Genomic DNA, 20929 nt, shown 5'->3' on the forward strand with positions numbered 1-20929 from the left:
AAATCTTTCAATCTACGGGAGTGGACTTATGAAACAAAACATCATCGTTGCCTTATTCAACATCTCCAGCGAAGCTTATCAAGCCTTTTCTGAATTGAAAGCTTACTCGCAGACAACAGATGCTTTGGTGGCACAAGCCGTTTTGGTTAAAAAGGAAAATGGTCTGATTATCCCAGCAGAAAGCACCGACTTTACCGCCAATACGGTCGAAGGCACATGGACGGGCGGCCTCATTGGTTCGCTGGTCGGCATCCTCGGCGGTCCTATCGGTGTTCTGTTGGGTGGAGCTACTGGCGCACTCATCGGCAGTGATGTAGGCACTGCCCAAACATTGGGAGAGGGGGCGTTGCTAGAAAATACAGCCAAAAAACTGGATAACGGCAGTACTGCGATCATTATTTTGGCGCAAGAATCCAACGAAGCTGTATTGGATGCTTTCTTCCACCGTTTCAAAACCGTTATTCTCCGACAAGATGTAGCCGTTGCCCAACGGGACGTATTGGCAGCAATAGAAGCGCAGGAAGAAGTGGCACGTCAGGCACACGAAGCGTGGAAAAAACAGCGCAAAGCCGAACGCAAAGAGAAAGTGGAAGCCTTCAAGGCCGACATCAAACAAAAATTCGACGAATTGGCAGCCAAGTTGAAATAACACTGCCACCAACCCAAGGTATGTAACCGCTCAAATTTTCCGTTTCGGATGCATGCCAAACCAGTTTGAGGCTACCTGAAAATCTATTTTTCAGGTAGCCTCTCCCTTTTTCATGCCCCGAGACCTTTGCAAAGGTCTCGGCCTTTTTATAATTGGATTTTAGATTGATCCAATAGGTTCAATACGCTTCTAAGTTTGCGTTTCAGACGGCCGCGATGTTTGGCAAACCTGCTTCAACGCTGCCATGCGCTACGCAAATATTCGATGCAGTCGGTCAGGGCGTAAAACGGGGCGTTGCCGTGATTGGCGTTGGGGTAGAGGGTAAAGCGGACATCTGCGCCGAGGTGGTGCAAAGTGCCGGCAAGGATTTTGGCTTGTGCGACCATGCCGCGGCTGGTTTGGTCGGGGCGGTTGTTTCTGCCCTCATGTTCGCCTGCGCTGAGGCGGATGCCGATTCCTTGCGGCAAAGTGTCGGGCAGCCAATCGAGTACGCGGCGGTCTTGCCACCAGATAGACGGCGAAACCAGTAAATAATGGCGGAATCGTTCGGGGCGGGTGAACAGGGAATAGAGGCCGTACAGTGCGCCGAATGAATGGCCGAAGACGGCTTGGTTTTGGGCATCGATGCGGTATTTGCTGTCGAGCAGGGCGGAGAGTTCGTCATCGATAAAGCGGCTGAAGCGGTCGGCTTGGCCGTATTGTTTGCGTTCGGATTCGGGCGCGTTGTCGGGCAGCGGCGGCGTGTAGTCGAGGGCGCGTTGGCTTAAGTCGCGGATGGTGCCGCCGGTGTAGCCGATGCCGACAATCAGGCAGGCGGCATGGCTTTTGGTGATGGGGTTGATGAGCAGGGATTGCGCCATATTAAGGATGGCGGGGAAAAAGGCATCACCGTCAAGAATATACAGCACGGGATAGCCGCCTGCCGGACGCTTGCCGAGTGCAGCGGCTTGAATACGGTAGGTGCGGCCGGTATGGGCGGAAGTCAGGGCGGTTTCTTCGGCTTGCAGCAGGGTGGCGGTTTGCCAGTTGGGACGGATGGGCATGATGGGGTGCTTTAATCAATGGGTTGCGTGAGGAAAAGGAGAAAAGGCCGTCTGAACAATGGATTTCAGACGGCCTTATTGTACGGATTTCTGCCTTTTTAACAATACGCGCGATTAGCGTACGTCAACGTAGGAGCTGCTGTGCAGTTCGCGCAGGAGGTTGGTGGTCGCCTGTTGCGCTTTTTGTTGGGACAGGTATTGGCGGACGGCGTTTTGTTGGCGCTCTTCAGGCGTACCTGCTTCGCGGACGTCGTTCAGCTTGATGATGTGCCAGCCGAATTGGGTGCGGACAGGGGCGCTGATTTGGCCGGGTTTGAGTTTGTGGACGGCTTCTTCAAATGGGGCAACCATCATGCCGTCGGCAAACCAGCCCAAATCGCCGCCATTGCCGGCGCTGCTGTCTTGAGAGTATTGGCGTGCCAAACCGCCGAAATCTTCGCCGCTGCGGGCTTGTGAGTAGATTTTGCGGATGGTGCTTTCTGCTCCGACAGCGGCGTTATCGTTGTCGGCTTTAATGAGGATGTGTTGGGCATGATATTGGCGCACAGGGTCGGCTTCGGGCAGGGTGATGCCTTGTTGTTTGGCCTGCTCGATGTAGCGTGCTACTTCGGAGTCGCTGACGCGGCTGTTTTGCATGATGGCCTGTTGGCGCACTTTTTCAACAATAATGCTGTCGGCGATGTCTTGACGGACGGCGGCAGATGGGTTTTTGATGTTGGGGTTGTGCGCGATAACGGCTTCGATTTCGCTATCGGTCGCTTGGATGTTGCGGCGTTTGCCTGCTTGGAGGATCAGGGATTGGTTGATCATTTGTGCCAAAACCTGTTGGCGCAGCTCGTTGGCGTCCATTTGTGTACCTTTAGGCATGGTTTGACGCGCTTGCGCTACGGCTTGTGCTACTTGGCGGTGGGTAATGACTTCGTTGTCGACAACCGCGGCAATGCCGTCTGAAAGATGTACACCGCTTTGTACGGCAGGCATGGTGGTGGCGCTGACGGCAGCTACTTTGGCTGCGCGCGCTTTGCCTGCTTTGGCTTTAGGAGCGGCGTGTGCGCCTACTGCGAGAGTGAGTGCGGCGACGAGAATCAGGGGTTTGAAGTTCATTGTTTGACTACCTCGTTGGTTTTGCTGTAACCGGGGATGGCTAAGCGGAGTTTTTCGAATGGGTTGTTGCCGATATTGCTCAAGTCTTTGAGTTGGAGGTTGAAGAATACGGCGTTTTTGTGGCTGTTTTCGCCGGTAACATATCGTTGGCCGACCAAGCTTGCGATCCAGCAGCCGCAGTTGCTTTTGTATTCTGCACCGATGAGCATTTCCAGCGGTTTTTTGGCTTCGATTTCGTAGTTGTAACGGGCAACGGCGTACAGGTTTTTGCTCAACGGCCATTGGGCGGCAAGGTCGATTTGGCTGAGCCTGTCGTAGAAATAGTCGCCGTTGGCTTGCAGATAGATGCGCTCGTTGCGTCCGTATTTATAGCGCGCGCTTAAGACTTTGCCGGGTTCGGGGTTGTAGGCGATCCCTGCGGCGTAGCTTTCGGCACGGCTTTGGTTTTGGTTGTAGTGGATGTCCAAGTCGATGCGGATGCTCGGGGTAATGTTGCCGTGTGCAAAGGCTACCCAGTCGGACTGGCTGCGCGGATAACGGCTGACGTTGCCGTCAGGCAGGACGTTGTCTTTTTTGAAATAAAACTTCTGGCCGATACCTGCACGGAAGAGTTCCGCACCGGTGTTGGGGTTGAGGATACGGCTTTGTGTGGCCAGCGTCAGGCTGTTGGCCGAATTGATGCGGTCGTTGCCCGAATACAGGTTTTCGCGGAACAGCTGCGAATAGGTAAAGCTGTTTTCAGAGCTGTCGAAATTGGGCAGGTCGTTTTGGGACTTGGTCGGAATGTAGTTGTAAAACAGGCGTGGTTCGAGCGTTTGCAGGTATTCTCCGCCGAATAGACGGGCCCTGCGCTCGAAAGTCAGGCCGCTGTCGACGTTGATGATCGGCAGGACGCGGCTGACATTGCGGCTGCTTTGGCCGTTGAAGCTGTTGAGGCTGTAATAAGTGGCGTGTACGCCGACTTTAGGCCGGATGTAGCCCCATTGGTTGTGGAAGTCCCATTTGACGCTCGGGTAGAGCACCACGCGGCTGCCGTCTTGCTTGGTATCGTGGTCAAAACGGGTGAATTGGCTGAATACGTTGAGTTGCGCTTTGCCGAGATGGCTTTGCCAACGGCCGGTCAGACGGGGCATGATGGCATAAGGCTCGTCTTTATAGCCGTCTTGGTTGGCAAGCGTTTGATATTTTTGTACGCGCAACGAGCCGTCGAAGCTGCCGCCCAACAGTTTGTCGCTGTAATTGAGCCATGCCTGACGGTCAAGGTTGACGTTGCGCGCGATGTCCTCGCGGCCGTAGAAGTCGCGGTAGTAATCGTCGTCGGAAACTTGGTTGTAGTTGATGCCGCCGCTGATTTTGCTGTTCAGCTGCTGCTGGTGTTTCCATTTGAACTGGTAGCGGTTGTTGTGGACGCTTTTTTGGTCGTTCGGCATCCAGTCGCCATCGACTTCGCCGCTGTAATTCGGTTGCAGATAACGCACTTGGCCGCCCAGTTGCACACCGCGTTTGCTGATGATGCCCGGGCGGATGGTGGCATCCAAATTCGGCGCAAGGTTGAAGTAGTAGGGCAGGCTCAGCTCAAGGCCGTCTGAACCGGTGGCAATGGTCGGAACGAGCAGGCCGCTTTTGCGGTTGCCGTTGATGGGGAAGTCCGCCCAAGGCGTGTAGAGGACGGGGACGCCGCCGAATACCAGTGAAGCGTGTTTGGCTACGCCGATGCCTGTCGACTCATCGGCTTCGATGCTTTGCGCTTGGATATACCAGCTGGCATCGCCGGGCGAACAGGTGTTGAATTTGGTATTGATGAGTTTGTAGAGGCCTTTGCCTTTGAGTTCGGCTTTTTCGCTGACACTTTGAAGGCGGCGGCCGCCTTGTTCGGTATTGAGGCGCACGGCAGTGCCGGAACCGGTTTGGTTTTTGAGGTTGTAAACCAATTGGTCGCCGGATACGGTCGAACCGTTTTGATACAGGGTAAAGCGGTCGCCGGCGGTAACGGTATCGGCGGCTTGGTCGTATTGCGCCCAATCGGCGTTGAGAACATCGGCATTGCGCTCGACAATGACGTCGCCTTCGGCACGGACGCCGACTTGGGTCTGGCCTTCTATTTTATCGGCGTTGACGCGGGTGTAATCGGCAGGCAGGGCAGGCTCGCCGCTGCGTTTGATTTCGGCGGTTTCGGCCGGCTTGGCATCTTCGTGGTCGCAAAACAGGCAAGTGCTGCCCAAGGAAAGCGGATCGGCTTCGCTTTGGCCGGTTTTTGCCGGTTTGGATTCGGCGGTGTGGGCAGGGGTATAGTCTTCCGCCCGCGGAACGGAAGCATCTTCCGCGCGCACGGCTGTTGCGCCAAAGCCCATAATTAAGGCGAGTACCAAGGGTTTGAGTGAAAATAAACGAGCCAAAATCGCCCCTTAAATCGGTTTGCCAGTTAGAATAGCGGTTATTGTAACCTGAAATTCTGCGATACCGCTATGCAACGACAAACCGAATTACAAAACTGGCTGGAGTCTGTTTACCCGAACCAGCCGTTCGAATTGAGCTTTGCGGCAGCCGATGCCGACTTCCGCCGTTATTTCCGTGCGACGTTTTCAGACGGCCAGACTGTCATCTGTATGGACGCGCCTCCTGAGAAGATGAGTGTTGCGCCGTATTTGAAAGTGCAAAAACTGTTTAATATGGTCAATGTGCCGCAAGTGCTTCATGTGGATGAAGCGTTGGGCTTTATGGTGTTGAACGATTTGGGCAACACCACATTCCTGACTGCCATGAATCAGGAAAACAGTGAAACCGCCCACAAAGCCCTGCTGCTCGAAGCCATCGACGAACTGATCGAGCTGCAAAAAGCCAGCCAACCCGGCAAACTGCCGGAATACGACCGCGAAGTCATGCTGCGTGAGATTAATTTGTTCCCCGAATGGTTTGTGGCCAAAGAATTGGGCCGCGAGCTGACCTTCAAGCAACGCCAGTTGTGGCAGCAAACTGTCGATACGCTGCTGCCGCCCCTGTTGGCGCAGCCCAAAGTGTATGTCCACCGCGACTTTATCGTCCGCAACCTGATGCTGGCAAAAGGCCGCCCGGGCGTATTGGACTTCCAAGACGCGCTTTACGGCCCGATTTCCTATGATTTGGTGTCGCTGTTGCGCGATGCGTTTATCGAATGGGAAGAAGAATTTGTATTGGACTTGGTCATCCGTTACTGGGAAAAAGCACGCGCTGCCGAGTTGCCCGTGCCTGCCGAGTTTGACGAGTTCTACCGCTGGTTTGAATGGATGGGCGTACAACGCCATTTGAAAGTGGCCGGTATTTTTGCCCGCCTGTACTACCGCGACGGCAAAGACAAATACCGCCCGGAAATCCCGCGCTTCTTGAACTATTTGCGCCGCGTATCCCGCCGTTACAACGATTTGGCGCCGCTATATGCGTTGCTGGTCGAATTGGTCGGCGATGACGAATTGGAAACAGGCTATACCTTCTAAGCTTGGTTTTTTAAGATTTGATTCCACTTTTCAGACGGCCTGATCAACAAAAGGCCGTCTGAAACCTTTACAGAACACATAAAAATGACTTACATGATTTACCCCAAAACCTACGACGTGATTGTCGTCGGCGGCGGCCATGCCGGTACCGAAGCCGCGCTTGCTGCCGCACGCATGGGTGCGCAAACCCTGCTGCTTTCACACAACATCGAAACCCTCGGTCAAATGTCGTGCAACCCTTCCATCGGCGGCATCGGCAAAGGCCACCTTGTGCGCGAACTCGACGCATTGGGCGGTGCGATGGCGTTGGCCACCGACAAATCCGGCATCCAGTTCCGCCGCTTGAACGCCAGTAAAGGCGCGGCAGTGCGAGCCACGCGCGCGCAGGCCGACCGTATCCTATATAAAGCCGCCATCCGCGAAATGTTGGAAAACCAAGAAAATCTGGAGCTTTTCCAACAAGCCGTCGAAGACGTAACGCTTGATGGCGAACGCATCAGCGGCGTGGTTACCGCGATGGGCGTGGAGTTTAAAGCACGCGCCGTTGTGTTGACCGCCGGCACGTTTTTGTCCGGCAAAATCCACATCGGTTTGGAAAACTACGAAGGCGGCCGCGCCGGCGACCCCGCCGCCAAATCGCTGGGCGGGTGTTTGCGCGAATTGAATCTGCCGCAAGGCCGTCTGAAAACCGGCACACCGCCGCGTATCGACGGACGTACGATTGATTTTTCCCAGCTCACCGAACAGCCCGGCGACATACCCGTTCCTGTAATGTCCGTACGCGGCAGCGCCGATATGCACCCGCGCCAAGTGTCCTGCTGGATTACGCATACCAACACGCAAACCCACGAAATTATCCGCTCAGGCTTCGACCGCAGCCCGATGTTTACCGGCAAAATCGAAGGCGTCGGCCCGCGTTATTGTCCGTCTATCGAAGACAAAATCAACCGCTTCGCCGACAAAGACAGCCACCAGATTTTCCTCGAACCCGAAGGCCTGACCACACACGAATACTATCCAAACGGTATCTCCACCAGCCTGCCGTTCGATATTCAAATCGCCCTCGTGCGCAGCATGAAAGGTTTGGAAAACGCCCATATCCTGCGCCCCGGCTACGCCATCGAATACGACTACTTCGACCCGCGCAACCTCAAAGCCAGCCTCGAAACCAAAACCATCCAAGGCCTCTTCTTCGCCGGACAAATCAATGGCACAACCGGTTACGAAGAAGCCGCCGCACAAGGCCTGCTTGCAGGCGCAAACGCCGTGCAATACGTCCGCGAACAAGACCCGCTCCTGCTGCGCCGCGAACAAGCCTATCTCGGCGTATTGGTGGACGACCTCATCACCAAAGGCGTGAACGAACCCTACCGCATGTTTACCAGCCGCGCCGAATACCGCCTGCAACTCAGGGAAGACAACGCCGATATGCGCCTGACCGAAGACGGCTACAAAATCGGCTTGGTGGGTGAAGAACAATGGCGCATGTTCAACGAAAAACGCGAAGCCATCGAACGCGAAATCCAACGTTTGAAAACAACGTGGTACACGCCGCAAAAACTCGCCGAAGAAGAGCAGCTGCGCGTATTCGGCCAAAAACTCAGCCGCGAAGCCAACCTGCACGACCTCCTGCGCCGCCCGAACCTCGACTACGCCGCGCTGATGACCCTGCCCGACGCACAACCTGAAACCGCACTTGCCGACAGCGTGGTCGAACAAGTCGAAATCCAAGTCAAATACCAAGGCTATATCGACCGCCAAAACGAAGAAATCGACAGCCGCCGCGACATCGAAACCTTAAAGCTGCCCGACGACATCGATTACAGCAAAGTCAAAGGCTTATCCGCCGAAGTGCAGCAAAAGCTCAACCAACACAAACCCGAAACCGTCGGCCAAGCCAGCCGCATTTCCGGCGTAACGCCTGCCGCCGTCGCATTGCTGATGGTGCATTTGAAGCGTGGATTTAAGGATGCCAAGTAAGGTTTAATCCGAATAAAGGCCGTCTGAAACTTTCAGACGGCCTTTATTTATCAGGGGATTGATGGTGTTGCACCTTATTTCATTAATTTTTTAAAGAGTTCGGATTGTCAGCAAGATGGGCGTATTCTGATGAAAAAATGAAGAAGAAAACGTTTTTTCAGGACGCGTCATAAGCTGCCGCTTTTTCGAGCAGTTTTACCCTTGCCTGCGGCCATTCCTCACGCAGCAGGCTGTATTCAACCGTATCGCGCACGCTGCCGTCTTTCCGCAGCTTGTGGCAGCGCAAGATGCCGTCTTGGTGTGCACCCAAGCGTTCGATGGCGCGTTGGGAGGCGGTATTGAGGTTGTCGGTCTGCCAGCAGACGCAGCGGCAGTTTAAAGTGTCGAAAACGTAGTCGAGCAACATGATTTTGCAGGCGGTATTGATGTGCGTGCGCTGTGCCGACAGGGCATACCATGTGAAACCGATGTAGAGGCGTGGGATGGCGGGGTCGATGTGGTAAAGCGAAGTTGAGCCGACAATTTTTCCCGTGTCTTCGTCGATGACGGCAAAGGCGAGGCGGGTTTGTATGGCGATGCGGATATAGTCAGCTACTTGGTGGGGTTCGGGCGCGGTGGTTACGTTCAGCTTCCAAACTTCGCCGTCGCAAACTGCTTCGCGCAAACCGGCTTCGTGTGCCGTTGTTAAAGGTTCGAGACGGACGCGGTCGAAGGATAAAACGGGAGTGGATGAGAAATCAGTCATGGAGGTTTCCTTTGTATTTGATGGTTTGAGTTTTCAGACGACCTTTTATAGTGTCTTAACGGACGGCATCTCTGAGGTCTTCTGAAAGCTATTGATTAATGATGTTTGAACATCAGCACGCCCGACTCCGATACAAACCCGTCCAGCGGCAGGTCGTGTGGTTCGGTCGGCAGTGTGTCGGTCAGCTGGCAGCCGAAGCCTACGCCCAGGGTTTTGGTTTGCAGGCGGTATTTCGTGGCGGAGAGGGTGGCGTCGTAATAGCCGCCGGCTTGTCCGAGGCGGTAGCCGCGTTTGTCGATACCGACGATGGGGACCAGCAATAGGCTGAGTTGGTGGATGCGGATTTTTTTGCCGGTGAATTGGGGGACGTGCAATTTGGCGCGGCCGCGTTTGCGTTCTTGTTTGGCGCCGTCGGCAGGGTAGGGGGTGAACCACATCCGCCGCGTGTGCGGTTCGATATAGGGCAGGTAGAGTTTTGCGCCGCGTTTTTGTGCGGCACGGACAAAGCCGTCCAATCGCAATTCCTTGCCCATCGGCCAATACACGCCGATTTTCCGTCCTTTTTTGATGTAGGGTTTGAGCAGGCGGTTGATGGTTTCGGTGGCGGCGTTTCGCTCGTCGGCGCTCATTTGGGCGCGTGCGCGGCGGAACTGTTTGCGTAGTGCCGATTTTTCGGGATTCCTCATTTTCAGACGGCCTTTCGGGATTGCGGTAGAATGTTGCGATTATAACGATTTTGTTAACATTCAAACAGGACGCACACGATGTGGCACATTGTCGCCATCGGCTATCTTTTTGTTGCCGTGATGTTTTCCGCCGCGCAGCCGAGTATTGCGCGCGCATTGATTTATTTGGTTTTTTGGGCAGTGTTGCCCACTGTGTTTACGGTCTTTGTCGTGACCATCCGCCGCCGCAACCGCCTGATGAAACGGCAGGAGCAGGCGGAGTTTGAAGCGGCCCGCCAAAAGGCGGTACAGGCGGATGAAAAACAGGACGGAAAGGTATAAAATCCCTTTTCAGACGGCCTCTTATCCGCTATAATCCGTCAGTTTTCCATTTCGGAAACACTCTTTTATTTTTTAAAACTTATGCCCACTTTCGCCGAAGGGTGCTTGACAATAGGCGCCGCCTATCAAGTTCTATGCGATTGAATGTGTGCTCTTTAACCCTTTCAAGGAAATAACATGTCTCAAATTACTATGCGTCAGATGATTGAAGCCGGTGTTCACTTCGGTCACCAAACCCGTTTCTGGAACCCGAAAATGGCCCAATACATTTTCGGTGCGCGCAACAAAATCCATATCGTAAACTTGGAAAAAACCCTGCCGATGTTCCAGGAGGCGCAAGAAGCCGTACGCCGTCTGGTTGCCAACAAAGGTACAGTGTTGTTCGTAGGTACCAAACGCCAAGCCCGCGACATCATCCGCGAAGAAGCTACCCGTGCCGGTATGCCTTTCGTTGATCACCGTTGGTTGGGCGGTATGCTGACCAACTACAAAACCGTTAAGCAATCCATCAAACGCCTGGAAGAAAAAACTGCTGCCCTGGAAAACGCTGCTGAAGGCGGTTTCAACAAAAAAGAAATTCTGGAAATGCAACGCGACGTTGAAAAACTGGAACGTTCTTTGGGCGGTATCAAAAACATGAAAGGCCTGCCTGACGCGATTTTCGTTATCGATACCGGCTACCAAAAAGGTACTCTGGTTGAGGCTGAAAAACTGGGCATCCCTGTTATCGCCGTAGTCGATACCAACAACAGCCCTGACGGCGTGAAATACGTTATCCCTGGTAACGATGACTCCGCCAAAGCCATCCGCCTGTACTGCCGCGGCATCGCCGACGCAGTTTTGGAAGGCAAAAACCAAGCGCTGCAAGAAACTGTAGCCGCTGCCCAAGAAGCTGCTGCCGAGTAATTCGGTACACGGAAGAGGGGCGTTATGCCCCTTTTCTCAAATCCCGTTCTGAAATCCGTTTCAGACGGCCACTATTTCCAAACACGGCAATGGCCGTGTTCCCAAAAATCTAGGAGATTCAAAATGGCAGAAATTACTGCAAAAATGGTTGCCGACCTGCGCGCCGCTACCGGCCTGGGTATGATGGAATGCAAAAAAGCCTTGGTTGAAGCTGAAGGCAACTTCGACAAAGCCGAAGAAATCCTGCGTATTAAATCTGGTGCGAAAGCCGGTAAACTGGCTGGCCGTACTGCTGCCGAAGGCGTATTGGCTTACGCGATCAACGGCAATGTCGGCGCATTGGTTGAAGTAAACTGCGAAACCGACTTCGTTGCTAAAGACGCCGGCTTCGTAGAATTTGCTAACTTCGTTGCTAAAACTGCTGCCGAGAAAAAACCGGCTACCGTTGAAGAACTGAGCGAATTGGTTGAAGCAGAACGTAAAGCCATCATCGCTAAATTGGGCGAAAACATGTCTGTTCGCCGCTTCCAAGTGATCGACACTGCCAACCAACTGGTTGCCTACATCCACGGTGCTTTGGCTACCGAAGGCGTATTGGTTGAGTACAAAGGCTCTGAAGACGTAGCACGCAAAATCGGTATGCACATCGTTGCCGCCAAACCTCAATGCGTATCTGAAGCCGAAGTGGATGCCGAAACCATCGAAAAAGAACGCCACATCTACACCGAGCAAGCCATTGCTTCCGGCAAACCTGCTGAAATCGCCGCTAAAATGGTCGAAGGCCGTATCCGTAAATTCTTGGCTGAAATCACTCTGAACGGCCAAGCGTTCGTGATGAACCCTGACCAAACTGTTGCCCAATTCGCTAAAGAAAACGGCACTGAAGTGATCAGCTTCGTACGCTACAAAGTAGGCGACGGTATCGAGAAAGCCGTTGTTGACTACGCGGCCGAAGTTGCTGCCGCTGCTAAAGTGTAAGGCACTTATGAAAAAGAAAGCACCTGGATTCCAAACGAATCAGGGTGCTTTTTTTTGAGAAAACCGTTTACGGTACCTAATTTAAGACGGCCGAATATTCAGGCCGTCTGAAAACCAAAACAATAATAAACCGACACACCCTATCATTAATATTCCGACCGTTTGAAAATTCAGACGGCCCGCCCCCCGACCGACGACATTCAAGAAAGCAAGGTATCCCATGACACAGCAAATCAAATACAAACGCGTATTACTGAAACTCTCCGGCGAATCCCTGATGGGCTCTGATCCATTCGGCATCAATCACGATACCATCGTTCAAACTGTCGGCGAAATTGCCGAAATCGTGAGAATGGGCGTGCAAGTCGGTATCGTTGTCGGAGGCGGTAACATTTTCCGCGGCGTATCTGCACAAGCAGGCAGCATGGACCGCGCCACTGCCGACTACATGGGCATGATGGCAACCGTGATGAACGCCTTGGCACTCAAAGACGCATTTGAAACCTTGGGCATCAAAGCGCGTGTTCAATCTGCACTGTCTATGCAGCAAATCGCTGAAACATACGCCCGTCCTAAAGCCATTCAATATTTGGAAGAAGGCAAAGTCGTGATTTTTGCCGCCGGTACCGGTAATCCGTTCTTCACAACCGACACTGCTGCCGCATTGCGCGGTGCGGAAATGAACTGCGATGTGATGCTCAAAGCCACTAACGTTGACGGCGTGTACACCGCAGACCCGAAAAAAGACCCATCGGCAACACGCTACGAAACCATTACTTTTGACGAAGCCTTGTTGAAAAACCTCAAAGTGATGGATGCCACCGCCTTCGCCCTCTGTCGCGAACGCAAGCTCAATATCGTGGTATTCGGCATTGCTAAAGAAGGCTCGCTCAAACGCGTGGTAACCGGCGAAAACGAAGGTACGCTGGTTCACTGCTAATCATTGAAAGGCCGTCTGAAACAGCCGAACGGGATACATTCGGCTTTCAGACGGCCTTTTATTTTCAGTCGGTTGCGTGGGCATTGGCTCATGGTTTGAAAAGGTTGAGAACTTGTTTAACCATAATGCCCAACCGACAATTCGATAACAAAGGATACTCCATGAATATCACCGTCTTGGCTGTCGGCACGAAAATGCCGCGTTGGGTAGATGAGGCCGTCGGCGAGTACGCCAAACGCTTCGGGCGCGATGTCAATTATGCGCTGAAAGAAATCAAGCCTGAAAAACGAGGCGCGGGTGTGAATGCGGCTCAGGGCATGGCGGCTGAAGAAAAACGCCTGCTGGAAGCCATCCCGCAAGGCGCGTTTTTGGTGGTATTGGACGAGCGCGGCAAAGCGCCGACTTCGGTCGAATTGGCGCAACATTTGAAAAGCTGGCAGCAAAACGGCGAACACGTCTGCTTTATTATCGGCGGCGCAGACGGCATGACCGACCGTTTGAAACAGCAGGCAAACATGATGATGCGCCTTTCCAGCCTGACCCTGCCGCATGGCATGGTGCGCGTTTTGCTGACCGAGCAGCTTTATCGTGCCGTTTCGATTTTGCACAACCATCCTTATCATCGGGAATAATTCGCTTTGATTGCCGTGATAAGACGGCAATGCCGCCTTGTCGGTTTAAAGTGGGGCGAACCCGTTTTTCAGACGGCCTGATTTTTCCGCATGAATCCTTTATAATCGTTTCTTTGATAAATCAACATCTTTCGGGAGAACCCAAATGTCCGATTTCCGTCAAGACTTCCTCAAATTCGCTTTGGCACAAAACGTGTTGAAATTCGGCGAATTTACGACCAAGGCCGGCCGTCAGTCGCCTTATTTTTTCAATGCCGGTTTGTTCAATGACGGCGCATCGACTTTGCAGCTGGCGAAGTTTTACGCCGAAGCCATTATTGCCAGCGGCGTAAAGTTCGATATGCTGTTCGGCCCAGCCTATAAAGGCATTATTTTGGCGGCGGCAACAGCGATGATGTTGGCGGAAAAAGGCGTAAACGTACCGTTTGCCTACAACCGCAAAGAAGCCAAAGACCACGGCGAGGGCGGCGTGTTGGTGGGCGCGCCTTTGAAAGGCCGCGTGCTGATCATCGATGATGTGATTTCCGCCGGTACATCCGTGCGCGAGTCGGTCAAACTGATTGAGGCCGAAGGCGCAACGCCTGCCGCAGCGGCCATTGCGCTCGACCGCATGGAAAAAGGCACAGGCGAATTGTCGGCGGTGCAGGAAGTGGAAAAACAATACGGCCTGCCGGTGGTTTCGATTGCCAACTTGAACGACTTGTTCACGCTCTTGCAAAACAATGCCGAATTTGGCGGCTTCTTCGAGCCGGTCAAAGCCTATCGCGAACGTTACGGCGCGGTTTAAACCATAACATCATGCTCAGGTCGTCTGAAACAGTTTTCAGACGGCCTGAAGCATTGGCTAAAATATATTTTTGATTCAATACACTTACGGAAAATACTCATGCCTGCTTGTTCTTGTCCTCATTGTAAAACGCCGCATTGGGTGAAAGATACCCAATTGAACGTGGCGCAGGGTTTCGTGGTCTGCACGCGTTGTTCGGGGATGTTTAAGGCCAAGGATTATCTGTCGGGCAACCTTCCGGCCGATCCTGCCCATTTGCCTGTGGCGGTAACGGATGTGCGCCTCGTGCATAACATCGGCGCGCAAATCCTCAAGCATTCCAAACTTTCGCGCAAAGAAATTTCCGATTTGCTCAACAGCGCGCTCAAGGAAGAGCCCAAGGCGGAAGAGCAGGCGGCGGTCAAAACGCGCAAGGACGGTTTCAACTGGACGCTGGCATCGCTGATTGCGCTGACGGTTTTGATTATGCAACTCTTTTATCTTGCCCTGCTATGAGTAACATCGCTCATTTTGTTGCCAGCTTTCGCGAAGCCGCGCCCTATATTCAATATTTGCGTGGCAAAACCATGGTGGTCGGCGTGACCGACAGCCTGTTGGAAGGCGAAACCCTGATCCGTTTGGCCGCAGATTTGAACCTGTTGGCCAGCTTGGGCTTGCGTTTGGTCTTGGTGCACGGTTCGCGGCATTTGCTCGACAAATTGGCTTCGGGTCGGAATTTTGTTCCGAAATACAGCGGCAGCCGACGGATTACCGATGAAGCGACCCTGATGGAAGTGAAGCAGGTGGCGGGGATTATCCGCAGCGATGTCGAAGCAGCTTTGTTCAGCAGCGTATCTGCGCAGCAACGGAGCAAGCCGCCGGTTATCGCGTGCGGCAACTTTATTACCGCCCGCCCGTTAGGCGTTATCGACGGCGTGGACATGGGCTATACCGGTACCGTCCGCAAAATCGACGCGGAAGAGATCCGTTTGCGCTTGGATAGCGGCGCGGTGGTGCTGATCAGTCCTTTGGGGCATTCGTACAGCGGCAAAACCTTCAATCTGAGTATGTGTGAAACCGCGCAGGAAGTGGCCATGGCTTTGCAGGCGGAGAAACTGGTTTTCCTGACCGAAGAAGCCGGTATCCGCCGCGCCGATGGTTCGTTGGCCAATACGTTGTCTGTCGGCGAAGTGCAGGAATTGGTGCGCGGCAATCCCGATGCGCCGGTTGATTTACTCCATGCGGCAGTGTGCGCACTGGAAAACGGTGTATCGCGGGTGCAGATTCTCAACGGCCGCGAAGACGGCAGCCTGTTGCGCGAGCTGTTTACCCGCGAGGGCAGCGGTACGTCTATTGCCCGAGGGCCGTTTGTTTCCATCCGTCAGGCACGCAGCGACGACATTCCGCACATCATCGCCTTAATCCGTCCTCTGGCGGAACAAGGCATCTTGTTACACCGCAGCCGCGAGTATTTGGAAAACCATATTTCCAGTTTTTCCGTATTGGAACACGATCAAAACATTTACGGCTGCGTGGCGCTGAAAACTTTTGCCGAGCCGGACTGCGGCGAATTGGCCTGCCTGGTGGTGTCGCCCGAAGCTCGTGACGGCGGCTACGGCGAATTGCTGTTGGAACATTTATTCCAAAAAGCGCGCGCCTTAAATATCAAAACGCTTTTCGCCTTATCCACGCACACGGGCGAATGGTTTGTCGAACGGGGCTTTCAGACGGCCTCGGCCGATGACCTGCCTGCCGAACGCCGGCAGGAATACAATGCCAACGGCCGCAATTCCAAAGTATTTGTTTATGACTTGCAGGCCGTCTGAAAACTGCAATCCTATTATCTATTTTTAAACATCACTCAAATCTTATGTTGAAAATCATCTCTGCCAACGTCAACGGCATCCGCTCCGCCTATAAAAAAGGTTTTTACGAATACATCGCCGCATCGGGCGCGGACATTGTCTGCGTGCAGGAACTGAAAGCTCAAGAAGCCGACCTGTCAGACGATATGAAAAATCCGCACGGTATGCACGGCTACTGGCATTGCGCCGAAAAGCGCGGTTACAGCGGCGTGGCGGTGTACAGCAAACGCAAACCCGACAATGTGCAAATCGGCATGGGCATTGAAGAATTTGACAGGGAAGGCCGTTTTGTCCGTTGCGATTTCGGCAAGTTGTCGGTAATTTCGCTGTATCTGCCCAGCGGCAGCAGCGCAGAAGAGCGCCAACAAGTGAAATACCGCTTTTTAGACGCGTTCTATCCCATGCTCGAAGCCATGAAGAACGAAGGACGCGACATCGTCGTCTGCGGCGACTGGAATATTGCCCACCAAAACATCGACTTGAAAAACTGGAAGGGCAATCAGAAAAATTCGGGCTTTTTGCCTGAAGAGCGCGAATGGATAGGCAAAGTCATCCACAAGCTCGGTTGGACGGATATGTGGCGCACACTTTATCCCGATGTGCCGGGCTATACATGGTGGAGCAACCGCGGACAAGCGTATGCGAAAGATGTCGGGTGGCGTATCGATTATCAGATGGTTACGCCGGAGCTGGCCGCCAAAGCCGTTTCCGCACATGTTTATAAAGATGAAAAATTCTCGGATCACGCCCCTTTAGTTGTGGAGTATGACTATGTTGCCGAATAAGTTTTTTGGTAAGTACGACTGGAATATAAACAGTAAAACCGGCGTAGGTGCGGTTTGGGTTGTGGCGGCATTTGTGCTGCCTATGCTGGTGTGGGCAATATTTATGCTGGCGCGGATGTCCGGCTGGGTTGCGCCGACCAAGGCCAATCCGACTTGGGCGTTGGTGTGGCTGCTGTTTTCATTGCCTTGCCTGCTGATTGCGGCCAAATGCTTTGCTTGGAAGGGCTGGCGGCTGATTGCCAACATCGTACTGTGTCTGGCGACTTGTGCCATTCTCAGCGTGCCTGCCGCCTTGTTGATCGCATTTACACTCAACGACTTGCTCAAATAGGCCGTCTGAAAATGCAGAGCTTCGAACTCGAAGAAATGGCACTGTTTCTGATACGCGATGCGGATGAAGCGGAAATGTGGATAGACCGCTGGGCGGTCAGCTATCCGATTGTTCAAACCGCCGAAGCCGATGGTCGGCAAACCGTTTCCGAATGGCAACACGCCATTCGGACGGCCTTTGAGCATATCGTCAGCAGAAATATTGCCGTCGTGGCTCATGGTGTCGGTGTGTCTGCATTTTTGGCATGGCTGTATCAAACCGACATCCTGACGCAAAAACGCCTGACAAATATTATTTTGGTCTCGCCGCGTCCCGAAGCTTTTCCCGAAGACGAAATCCATACGTTCCAACGCGTCCGCTGTCCTTGCCGTACGGCGTTGGTCATCGCTGAAACAAACGGCACGCCACGCGATTGGGCGCAAGAACAGGCCGACCGCTGGCAGGCGCGCCTGCTTCAATCGCCGCATTCCGGCCGGTTAAACGGCGCGCTCGGCGGCTGGCAATGGGGCATGAAGCTGATGCAGGAAATGCTGTTGAGTAAGTAGTTTAGAAGTGTCTATCAAGAAGAGAGGCCGTCTGAAACCGATATGTGTTTCAGACGGCCTTTGTTTGCAAATATCATGTTAAATATAATTAAAAGAAACTATTCTCATTTCTTTTTAGAAGCAATATAATTCGGTTGTTTCGTTAAATTGAGTATAAAAATGCAAATACCATCTCATTTGGCTTTATTACCCACGTTGATTATCGCTTCCTTCCCTGTTGCTGCCGCCGATACGCAGGATAATGGCGAACATTACACCGCCACGCTGCCCACCGTTTCCGTGGTTGGGCAGTCCGACACCAGCGTACTCAAAGGCTACATCAACTACGACGAAGCCGCCGTTACCCGCAACGGCCAGCTCATCAAAGAAACGCCGCAAACCGTCGATACGCTTAACATCCAGAAAAACAAAAACTACGGCGCGAACGATTTGAGTTCCATCCTCGAAGGCAACGCCGGCATTGACGCTGCCTACGATATGCGCGGCGAAAGCATTTTCCTGCGCGGTTTTCAAGCCGACGCATCCGATATTTACCGCGACGGCGTGCGCGAAAGCGGACAGGTCCGCCGCAGTACCGCCAACATCGAGCGCGTGGAAATCCTGAAAGGCCCGTCTTCCGTCCTTTACGGCCGTACCAACGGCGGCGGCGTCATCAATATGGTCAGCAAATACGCCAACTTCAAACAAAGCCGCAACATCGGTGCAGTTTACGGCTCGTGGGCAAACCGCAGCCTGAATATGGACATTAACGAAGTGCTGAACAAAAACGTCGCCATCCGCCTCACCGGCGAAGTCGGGCGCGCCAATTCGTTCCGCAGCGGCATAGACAGCAAAAACGTCATGGTTTCGCCCAGTATTACCGTCAAACTCGACAACGGCTTGAAGTGGACGGGGCAATACACCTACGACAATGTGGAGCGCACGCCTGACCGCAGTCCGACCAAGTCTGTGTACGACCGCTTCGGACTGCCTTACCGCATGGGTTTCGCCCACCCGAACGATTTTGTCAAAGACAAGCTGCAAGTTTGGCGTTCCGACCTCGAATACGCCTTCAACGACAAATGGCGCGCCCAATGGCAGCTCGCCCACCGCACGGCGGCGCAGGATTTCGACCATTTCTATGCAGGCAGCGAAAACGGCAGCCTAATCAAGCGTAACTACGCCTGGCAGCAGACCGACAACAAAACCCTGTCGTCCAACTTCACACTCAACGGCGACTACAACATCGGGCGTTTTGAAAACCACCTGACCGTAGGCATGGACTACAGTCGCGAACACCGCAACCCGACATTGGGTTACAGCCGCGCCTTTTCCGCTTCCATCGACCCCTACGACCGCGCAAGCTGGCCGGCTTCGGGTAGATTGCAGCCTATCCTGACCCAAAATCGCCACAAAGCCGACTCCTACGGCATCTTTGTGCAAAACATCTTCTCTGCCACGCCCGATTTGAAATTCGTCCTCGGCGGCCGTTACGATAAGTACACCTTTAATTCCGAAAATAAACTCACCGGCAGCAGCCGCCAATACAGCGGCCATTCGTTCAGCCCCAATATCGGCGCAGTGTGGAACGTAACACCCGCCCACACGCTTTACGCCTCGTATAACAAAGGCTTCGCGCCTTATGGCGGACGCGGCGGCTATTTGAGTATCGACACGTCGTCTGCCGCCGTGTTCAACGCCGACCCCGAGTACACCCGCCAATACGAAACCGGCGTGAAAAGCAGTTGGCTGGACGACCGCCTCAGCACCACATTGTCCGCCTACCAAATCGAACGCTTTAATATCCGCTACCGTCCCGACGCGCAAAATGATCCCTACACTTGGGCAGTCGGCGGCAAACACCGTTCGCGTGGCGTGGAATTGTCCGCCATCGGACAAATCATCCCCAAAAAACTTTATCTGCGCGGATCGTTGGGCGTGATGCAGGCAAAAGTCGTTGAAGACAAAGAAAATCCCGACCGAGTGGGCATTCATTTGGACAACACCAGCAACGTTACCGGCAACCTGTTCTTCCGTTACACGCCGACCGAAAACCTCTACGGCGAAATCGGCGTAACCGGTACGGGCAAACGCTACGGCTACGACTCAAGAAACAAAGAAGTGACTACGCTTCCCGGCTTTGCCCGAGTTGATGCCATGCTCGGCTGGAACCATAAAAACGTCAACGTTACCTTTGCCGCAGCCAATCTGCTCAATCAAAAATATTGGCGTTCGGACGCCATGCCGGGTAATCCGCACGGCTATACTGCCCGGGTAAATTACCGTTTCTGATGAAATCAGGCAAAGGCCGTCTGAAAATAAGGCTATGATCTAAGCCATATTTCAGACGGCCTTTTATAAAGGTCGAAATAAAACTAAACACATTTTTTCACTCAAATCGAACACACCTCCAACAAAATGCCATAAAATCCGCCCATTGATTTGAATGTAAAGAGATACCTATGAAACTGAAAACCTTAGCCTTGACTTCATTAACCCTGTTGGTATTGGCCGCTTGCGGCAAACAGGCGGAAACCAGCGTTCCGGCAGACAGCGCCCAAAGCAGCACATCCGCCCCGGCAACCCCTGCCGCATTGACAGAAGGTGTCAATTACACCGTCTTGTCCAACCCGATTCCGCAACAGCAGGCCGGCAAAATCGAAGTATTGGAATTCTTCGGCTACTTCTGCCCGCATTGCGCCCATTTGGAGCCGGTCTTGAGTGAACACATCAAAACGTTTAAAGACGATACCTATATGCGCCGGGAGCATGTCGTTTGGGGTGATGAAATGAAACCTCTGGCACGTTTGGCGGCCGCAGTGGAAATAGCCGGTGAATCAGATAAAGCCAACAGCCATATTTTCGATGCGATGGTTAACCAAAAAATCAATCTGGCCGATACCGATACCCTGAAAAAATGGTTGTCCGAGCAAACAGCGTTTGACGGCAAAAAAGTATTGGCTGCATTTGAAGCGCCCGAAAGCCAAGCACGTGCGGCTCAAATGGAAGAATTGACCAATAAATTCCAAATCAGCGGCACACCGACCGTGATCGTCGGCGGCAAATACCAAGTCGAATTTAAAGACTGGCAGTCCGGCATGACCACGATTGACCAACTGGTGGACAAAGTACGCGAAGAGCAGAAAAAACCGCAATAAGTTGAAGGCTGAATAAGTAAAGGCCGTCTGAAAATAGGATTTCAGA

The 20929-nt window shown here is 53.2% G+C and carries 21 protein-coding genes; 16 read left to right on the plus strand and 5 right to left on the minus strand.

The window, feature by feature from the left end; genetic code table 11:
• Positions 1 to 28 precede the first annotated feature (28 nt).
• A complete protein-coding gene (locus RRV97_RS10510; RefSeq protein WP_315611482.1) occupies positions 29 to 649 on the plus strand; it encodes a DUF1269 domain-containing protein in 621 nt (206 codons plus the stop codon).
• A 233-nt stretch (positions 650 to 882) separates the two neighbouring features.
• Here RRV97_RS10510 and RRV97_RS10515 read toward each other — a convergent pair whose 3' ends face one another.
• The 3 genes from RRV97_RS10515 to RRV97_RS10525 all read right to left on the minus strand — a co-directional run bounded on the left by RRV97_RS10515 (position 883) and on the right by RRV97_RS10525 (position 5192).
• On the minus strand, positions 883 to 1692 hold the full coding sequence (locus RRV97_RS10515; RefSeq protein ID WP_101756328.1) for an alpha/beta hydrolase: 810 nt from the start codon (positions 1690 to 1692) through the stop codon (positions 883 to 885).
• A 114-nt stretch (positions 1693 to 1806) separates the two neighbouring features.
• Positions 1807 to 2796, minus strand: coding sequence for a peptidylprolyl isomerase (locus RRV97_RS10520; RefSeq protein WP_101756329.1), 990 nt, complete (start codon positions 2794 to 2796; stop codon positions 1807 to 1809).
• The gene (locus RRV97_RS10525; RefSeq protein ID WP_410505874.1) at positions 2793 to 5192 is read right to left on the minus strand and encodes an LPS-assembly protein LptD; all 2400 of its coding nucleotides are present in this window, start codon (positions 5190 to 5192) and stop codon (positions 2793 to 2795) included. Before RRV97_RS10525 ends, RRV97_RS10520 begins: the two co-directional genes overlap by 4 nt.
• 69 nt (positions 5193 to 5261) lie before the next feature.
• Here RRV97_RS10525 and amgK point away from each other — a divergent pair, with 69 nt between their 5' ends.
• Together amgK and mnmG are read left to right on the plus strand one after the other, a co-directional pair.
• A complete protein-coding gene (amgK, locus tag RRV97_RS10530) occupies positions 5262 to 6266 on the plus strand; it encodes an N-acetylmuramate/N-acetylglucosamine kinase AmgK (protein ID WP_003749406.1) in 1005 nt (334 codons plus the stop codon).
• 84 nt (positions 6267 to 6350) lie between these two features.
• Positions 6351 to 8246 (plus strand): tRNA uridine-5-carboxymethylaminomethyl(34) synthesis enzyme MnmG, encoded by a 1896-nt coding sequence (gene mnmG, locus RRV97_RS10535; protein ID WP_315611483.1) that lies wholly within the window; start codon positions 6351 to 6353, stop codon positions 8244 to 8246.
• Between the two features lie 157 nt (positions 8247 to 8403).
• On the opposite strand, the gene RRV97_RS10540 is transcribed toward mnmG, so the two are convergent.
• Positions 8404 to 8991 carry a GNAT family protein gene (locus RRV97_RS10540; protein ID WP_315611484.1) on the minus strand — a complete coding sequence of 196 codons (588 nt, stop codon included), beginning with the start codon at positions 8989 to 8991 and terminating at the stop codon, positions 8404 to 8406.
• Positions 8992 to 9086: 95 nt separating this feature from the next.
• Positions 9087 to 9677: a 5-formyltetrahydrofolate cyclo-ligase gene (locus RRV97_RS10545; RefSeq protein ID WP_315611485.1), complete on the minus strand. Its 591-nt coding sequence runs from the start codon at positions 9675 to 9677 to the stop codon at positions 9087 to 9089.
• Positions 9678 to 9755: 78 nt separating this feature from the next.
• On the opposite strand from RRV97_RS10545, the gene RRV97_RS10550 reads away from it, so the two are divergent.
• The 13 genes from RRV97_RS10550 (at position 9756) to RRV97_RS10610 (ending at position 20883) form a co-directional block, all read left to right on the plus strand.
• A complete protein-coding gene (locus tag RRV97_RS10550; protein WP_063076190.1) occupies positions 9756 to 9998 on the plus strand; it encodes a hypothetical protein in 243 nt (80 codons plus the stop codon).
• A gap of 177 nt (positions 9999 to 10175) precedes the next feature.
• On the plus strand, positions 10176 to 10904 hold the full coding sequence (gene rpsB, locus RRV97_RS10555) for a 30S ribosomal protein S2 (protein ID WP_002258397.1): 729 nt from the start codon (positions 10176 to 10178) through the stop codon (positions 10902 to 10904).
• 123 nt (positions 10905 to 11027) lie between these two features.
• Positions 11028 to 11882, plus strand: coding sequence for a translation elongation factor Ts (gene tsf / locus RRV97_RS10560; RefSeq protein WP_036493709.1), 855 nt, complete (start codon positions 11028 to 11030; stop codon positions 11880 to 11882).
• Between the two features lie 220 nt (positions 11883 to 12102).
• Positions 12103 to 12822, plus strand: a complete 720-nt coding sequence (pyrH, locus tag RRV97_RS10565) for a UMP kinase (protein ID WP_003708812.1) — start codon at positions 12103 to 12105, stop codon at positions 12820 to 12822.
• A 161-nt stretch (positions 12823 to 12983) separates the two neighbouring features.
• Complete coding sequence (gene rlmH, locus RRV97_RS10570; protein ID WP_036493712.1) at positions 12984 to 13454, plus strand: 23S rRNA (pseudouridine(1915)-N(3))-methyltransferase RlmH; 471 nt, start codon at positions 12984 to 12986, stop codon at positions 13452 to 13454.
• A gap of 145 nt (positions 13455 to 13599) precedes the next feature.
• On the plus strand, positions 13600 to 14241 hold the full coding sequence (pyrE, locus tag RRV97_RS10575; protein ID WP_315611486.1) for an orotate phosphoribosyltransferase: 642 nt from the start codon (positions 13600 to 13602) through the stop codon (positions 14239 to 14241).
• Positions 14242 to 14340: 99 nt separating this feature from the next.
• Positions 14341 to 14736 carry an MJ0042-type zinc finger domain-containing protein gene (locus RRV97_RS10580; RefSeq protein WP_283121765.1) on the plus strand — a complete coding sequence of 132 codons (396 nt, stop codon included), beginning with the start codon at positions 14341 to 14343 and terminating at the stop codon, positions 14734 to 14736.
• Entirely contained in the window at positions 14733 to 16046 is a 1314-nt protein-coding gene (gene argA / locus RRV97_RS10585; protein ID WP_311477813.1) for an amino-acid N-acetyltransferase, read from the plus strand. The genes RRV97_RS10580 and argA overlap by 4 nt, the downstream gene beginning before the upstream one ends.
• A 44-nt stretch (positions 16047 to 16090) precedes the next feature.
• The gene (locus tag RRV97_RS10590; RefSeq protein WP_003684015.1) at positions 16091 to 16870 is read left to right on the plus strand and encodes an exodeoxyribonuclease III; all 780 of its coding nucleotides are present in this window, start codon (positions 16091 to 16093) and stop codon (positions 16868 to 16870) included.
• Complete coding sequence (locus RRV97_RS10595; protein ID WP_003749424.1) at positions 16857 to 17201, plus strand: hypothetical protein; 345 nt, start codon at positions 16857 to 16859, stop codon at positions 17199 to 17201. The genes RRV97_RS10590 and RRV97_RS10595 overlap by 14 nt, the downstream gene beginning before the upstream one ends.
• 11 nt (positions 17202 to 17212) lie before the next feature.
• A complete protein-coding gene (locus RRV97_RS10600) occupies positions 17213 to 17746 on the plus strand; it encodes an alpha/beta hydrolase (RefSeq protein ID WP_315611487.1) in 534 nt (177 codons plus the stop codon).
• Between the two features lie 159 nt (positions 17747 to 17905).
• Entirely contained in the window at positions 17906 to 20017 is a 2112-nt protein-coding gene (locus tag RRV97_RS10605) for a TonB-dependent receptor (RefSeq protein WP_315611488.1), read from the plus strand.
• A gap of 170 nt (positions 20018 to 20187) precedes the next feature.
• Positions 20188 to 20883, plus strand: a complete 696-nt coding sequence (locus tag RRV97_RS10610) for a thiol:disulfide interchange protein DsbA/DsbL (protein WP_315611489.1) — start codon at positions 20188 to 20190, stop codon at positions 20881 to 20883.
• Positions 20884 to 20929 lie beyond the last annotated feature (46 nt).

Origin of the sequence: Neisseria sp. DTU_2021_1001991_1_SI_NGA_ILE_055 (assembly GCF_032342915.1) — a bacterium.
GTDB lineage: Bacteria > Pseudomonadota > Gammaproteobacteria > Burkholderiales > Neisseriaceae > Neisseria.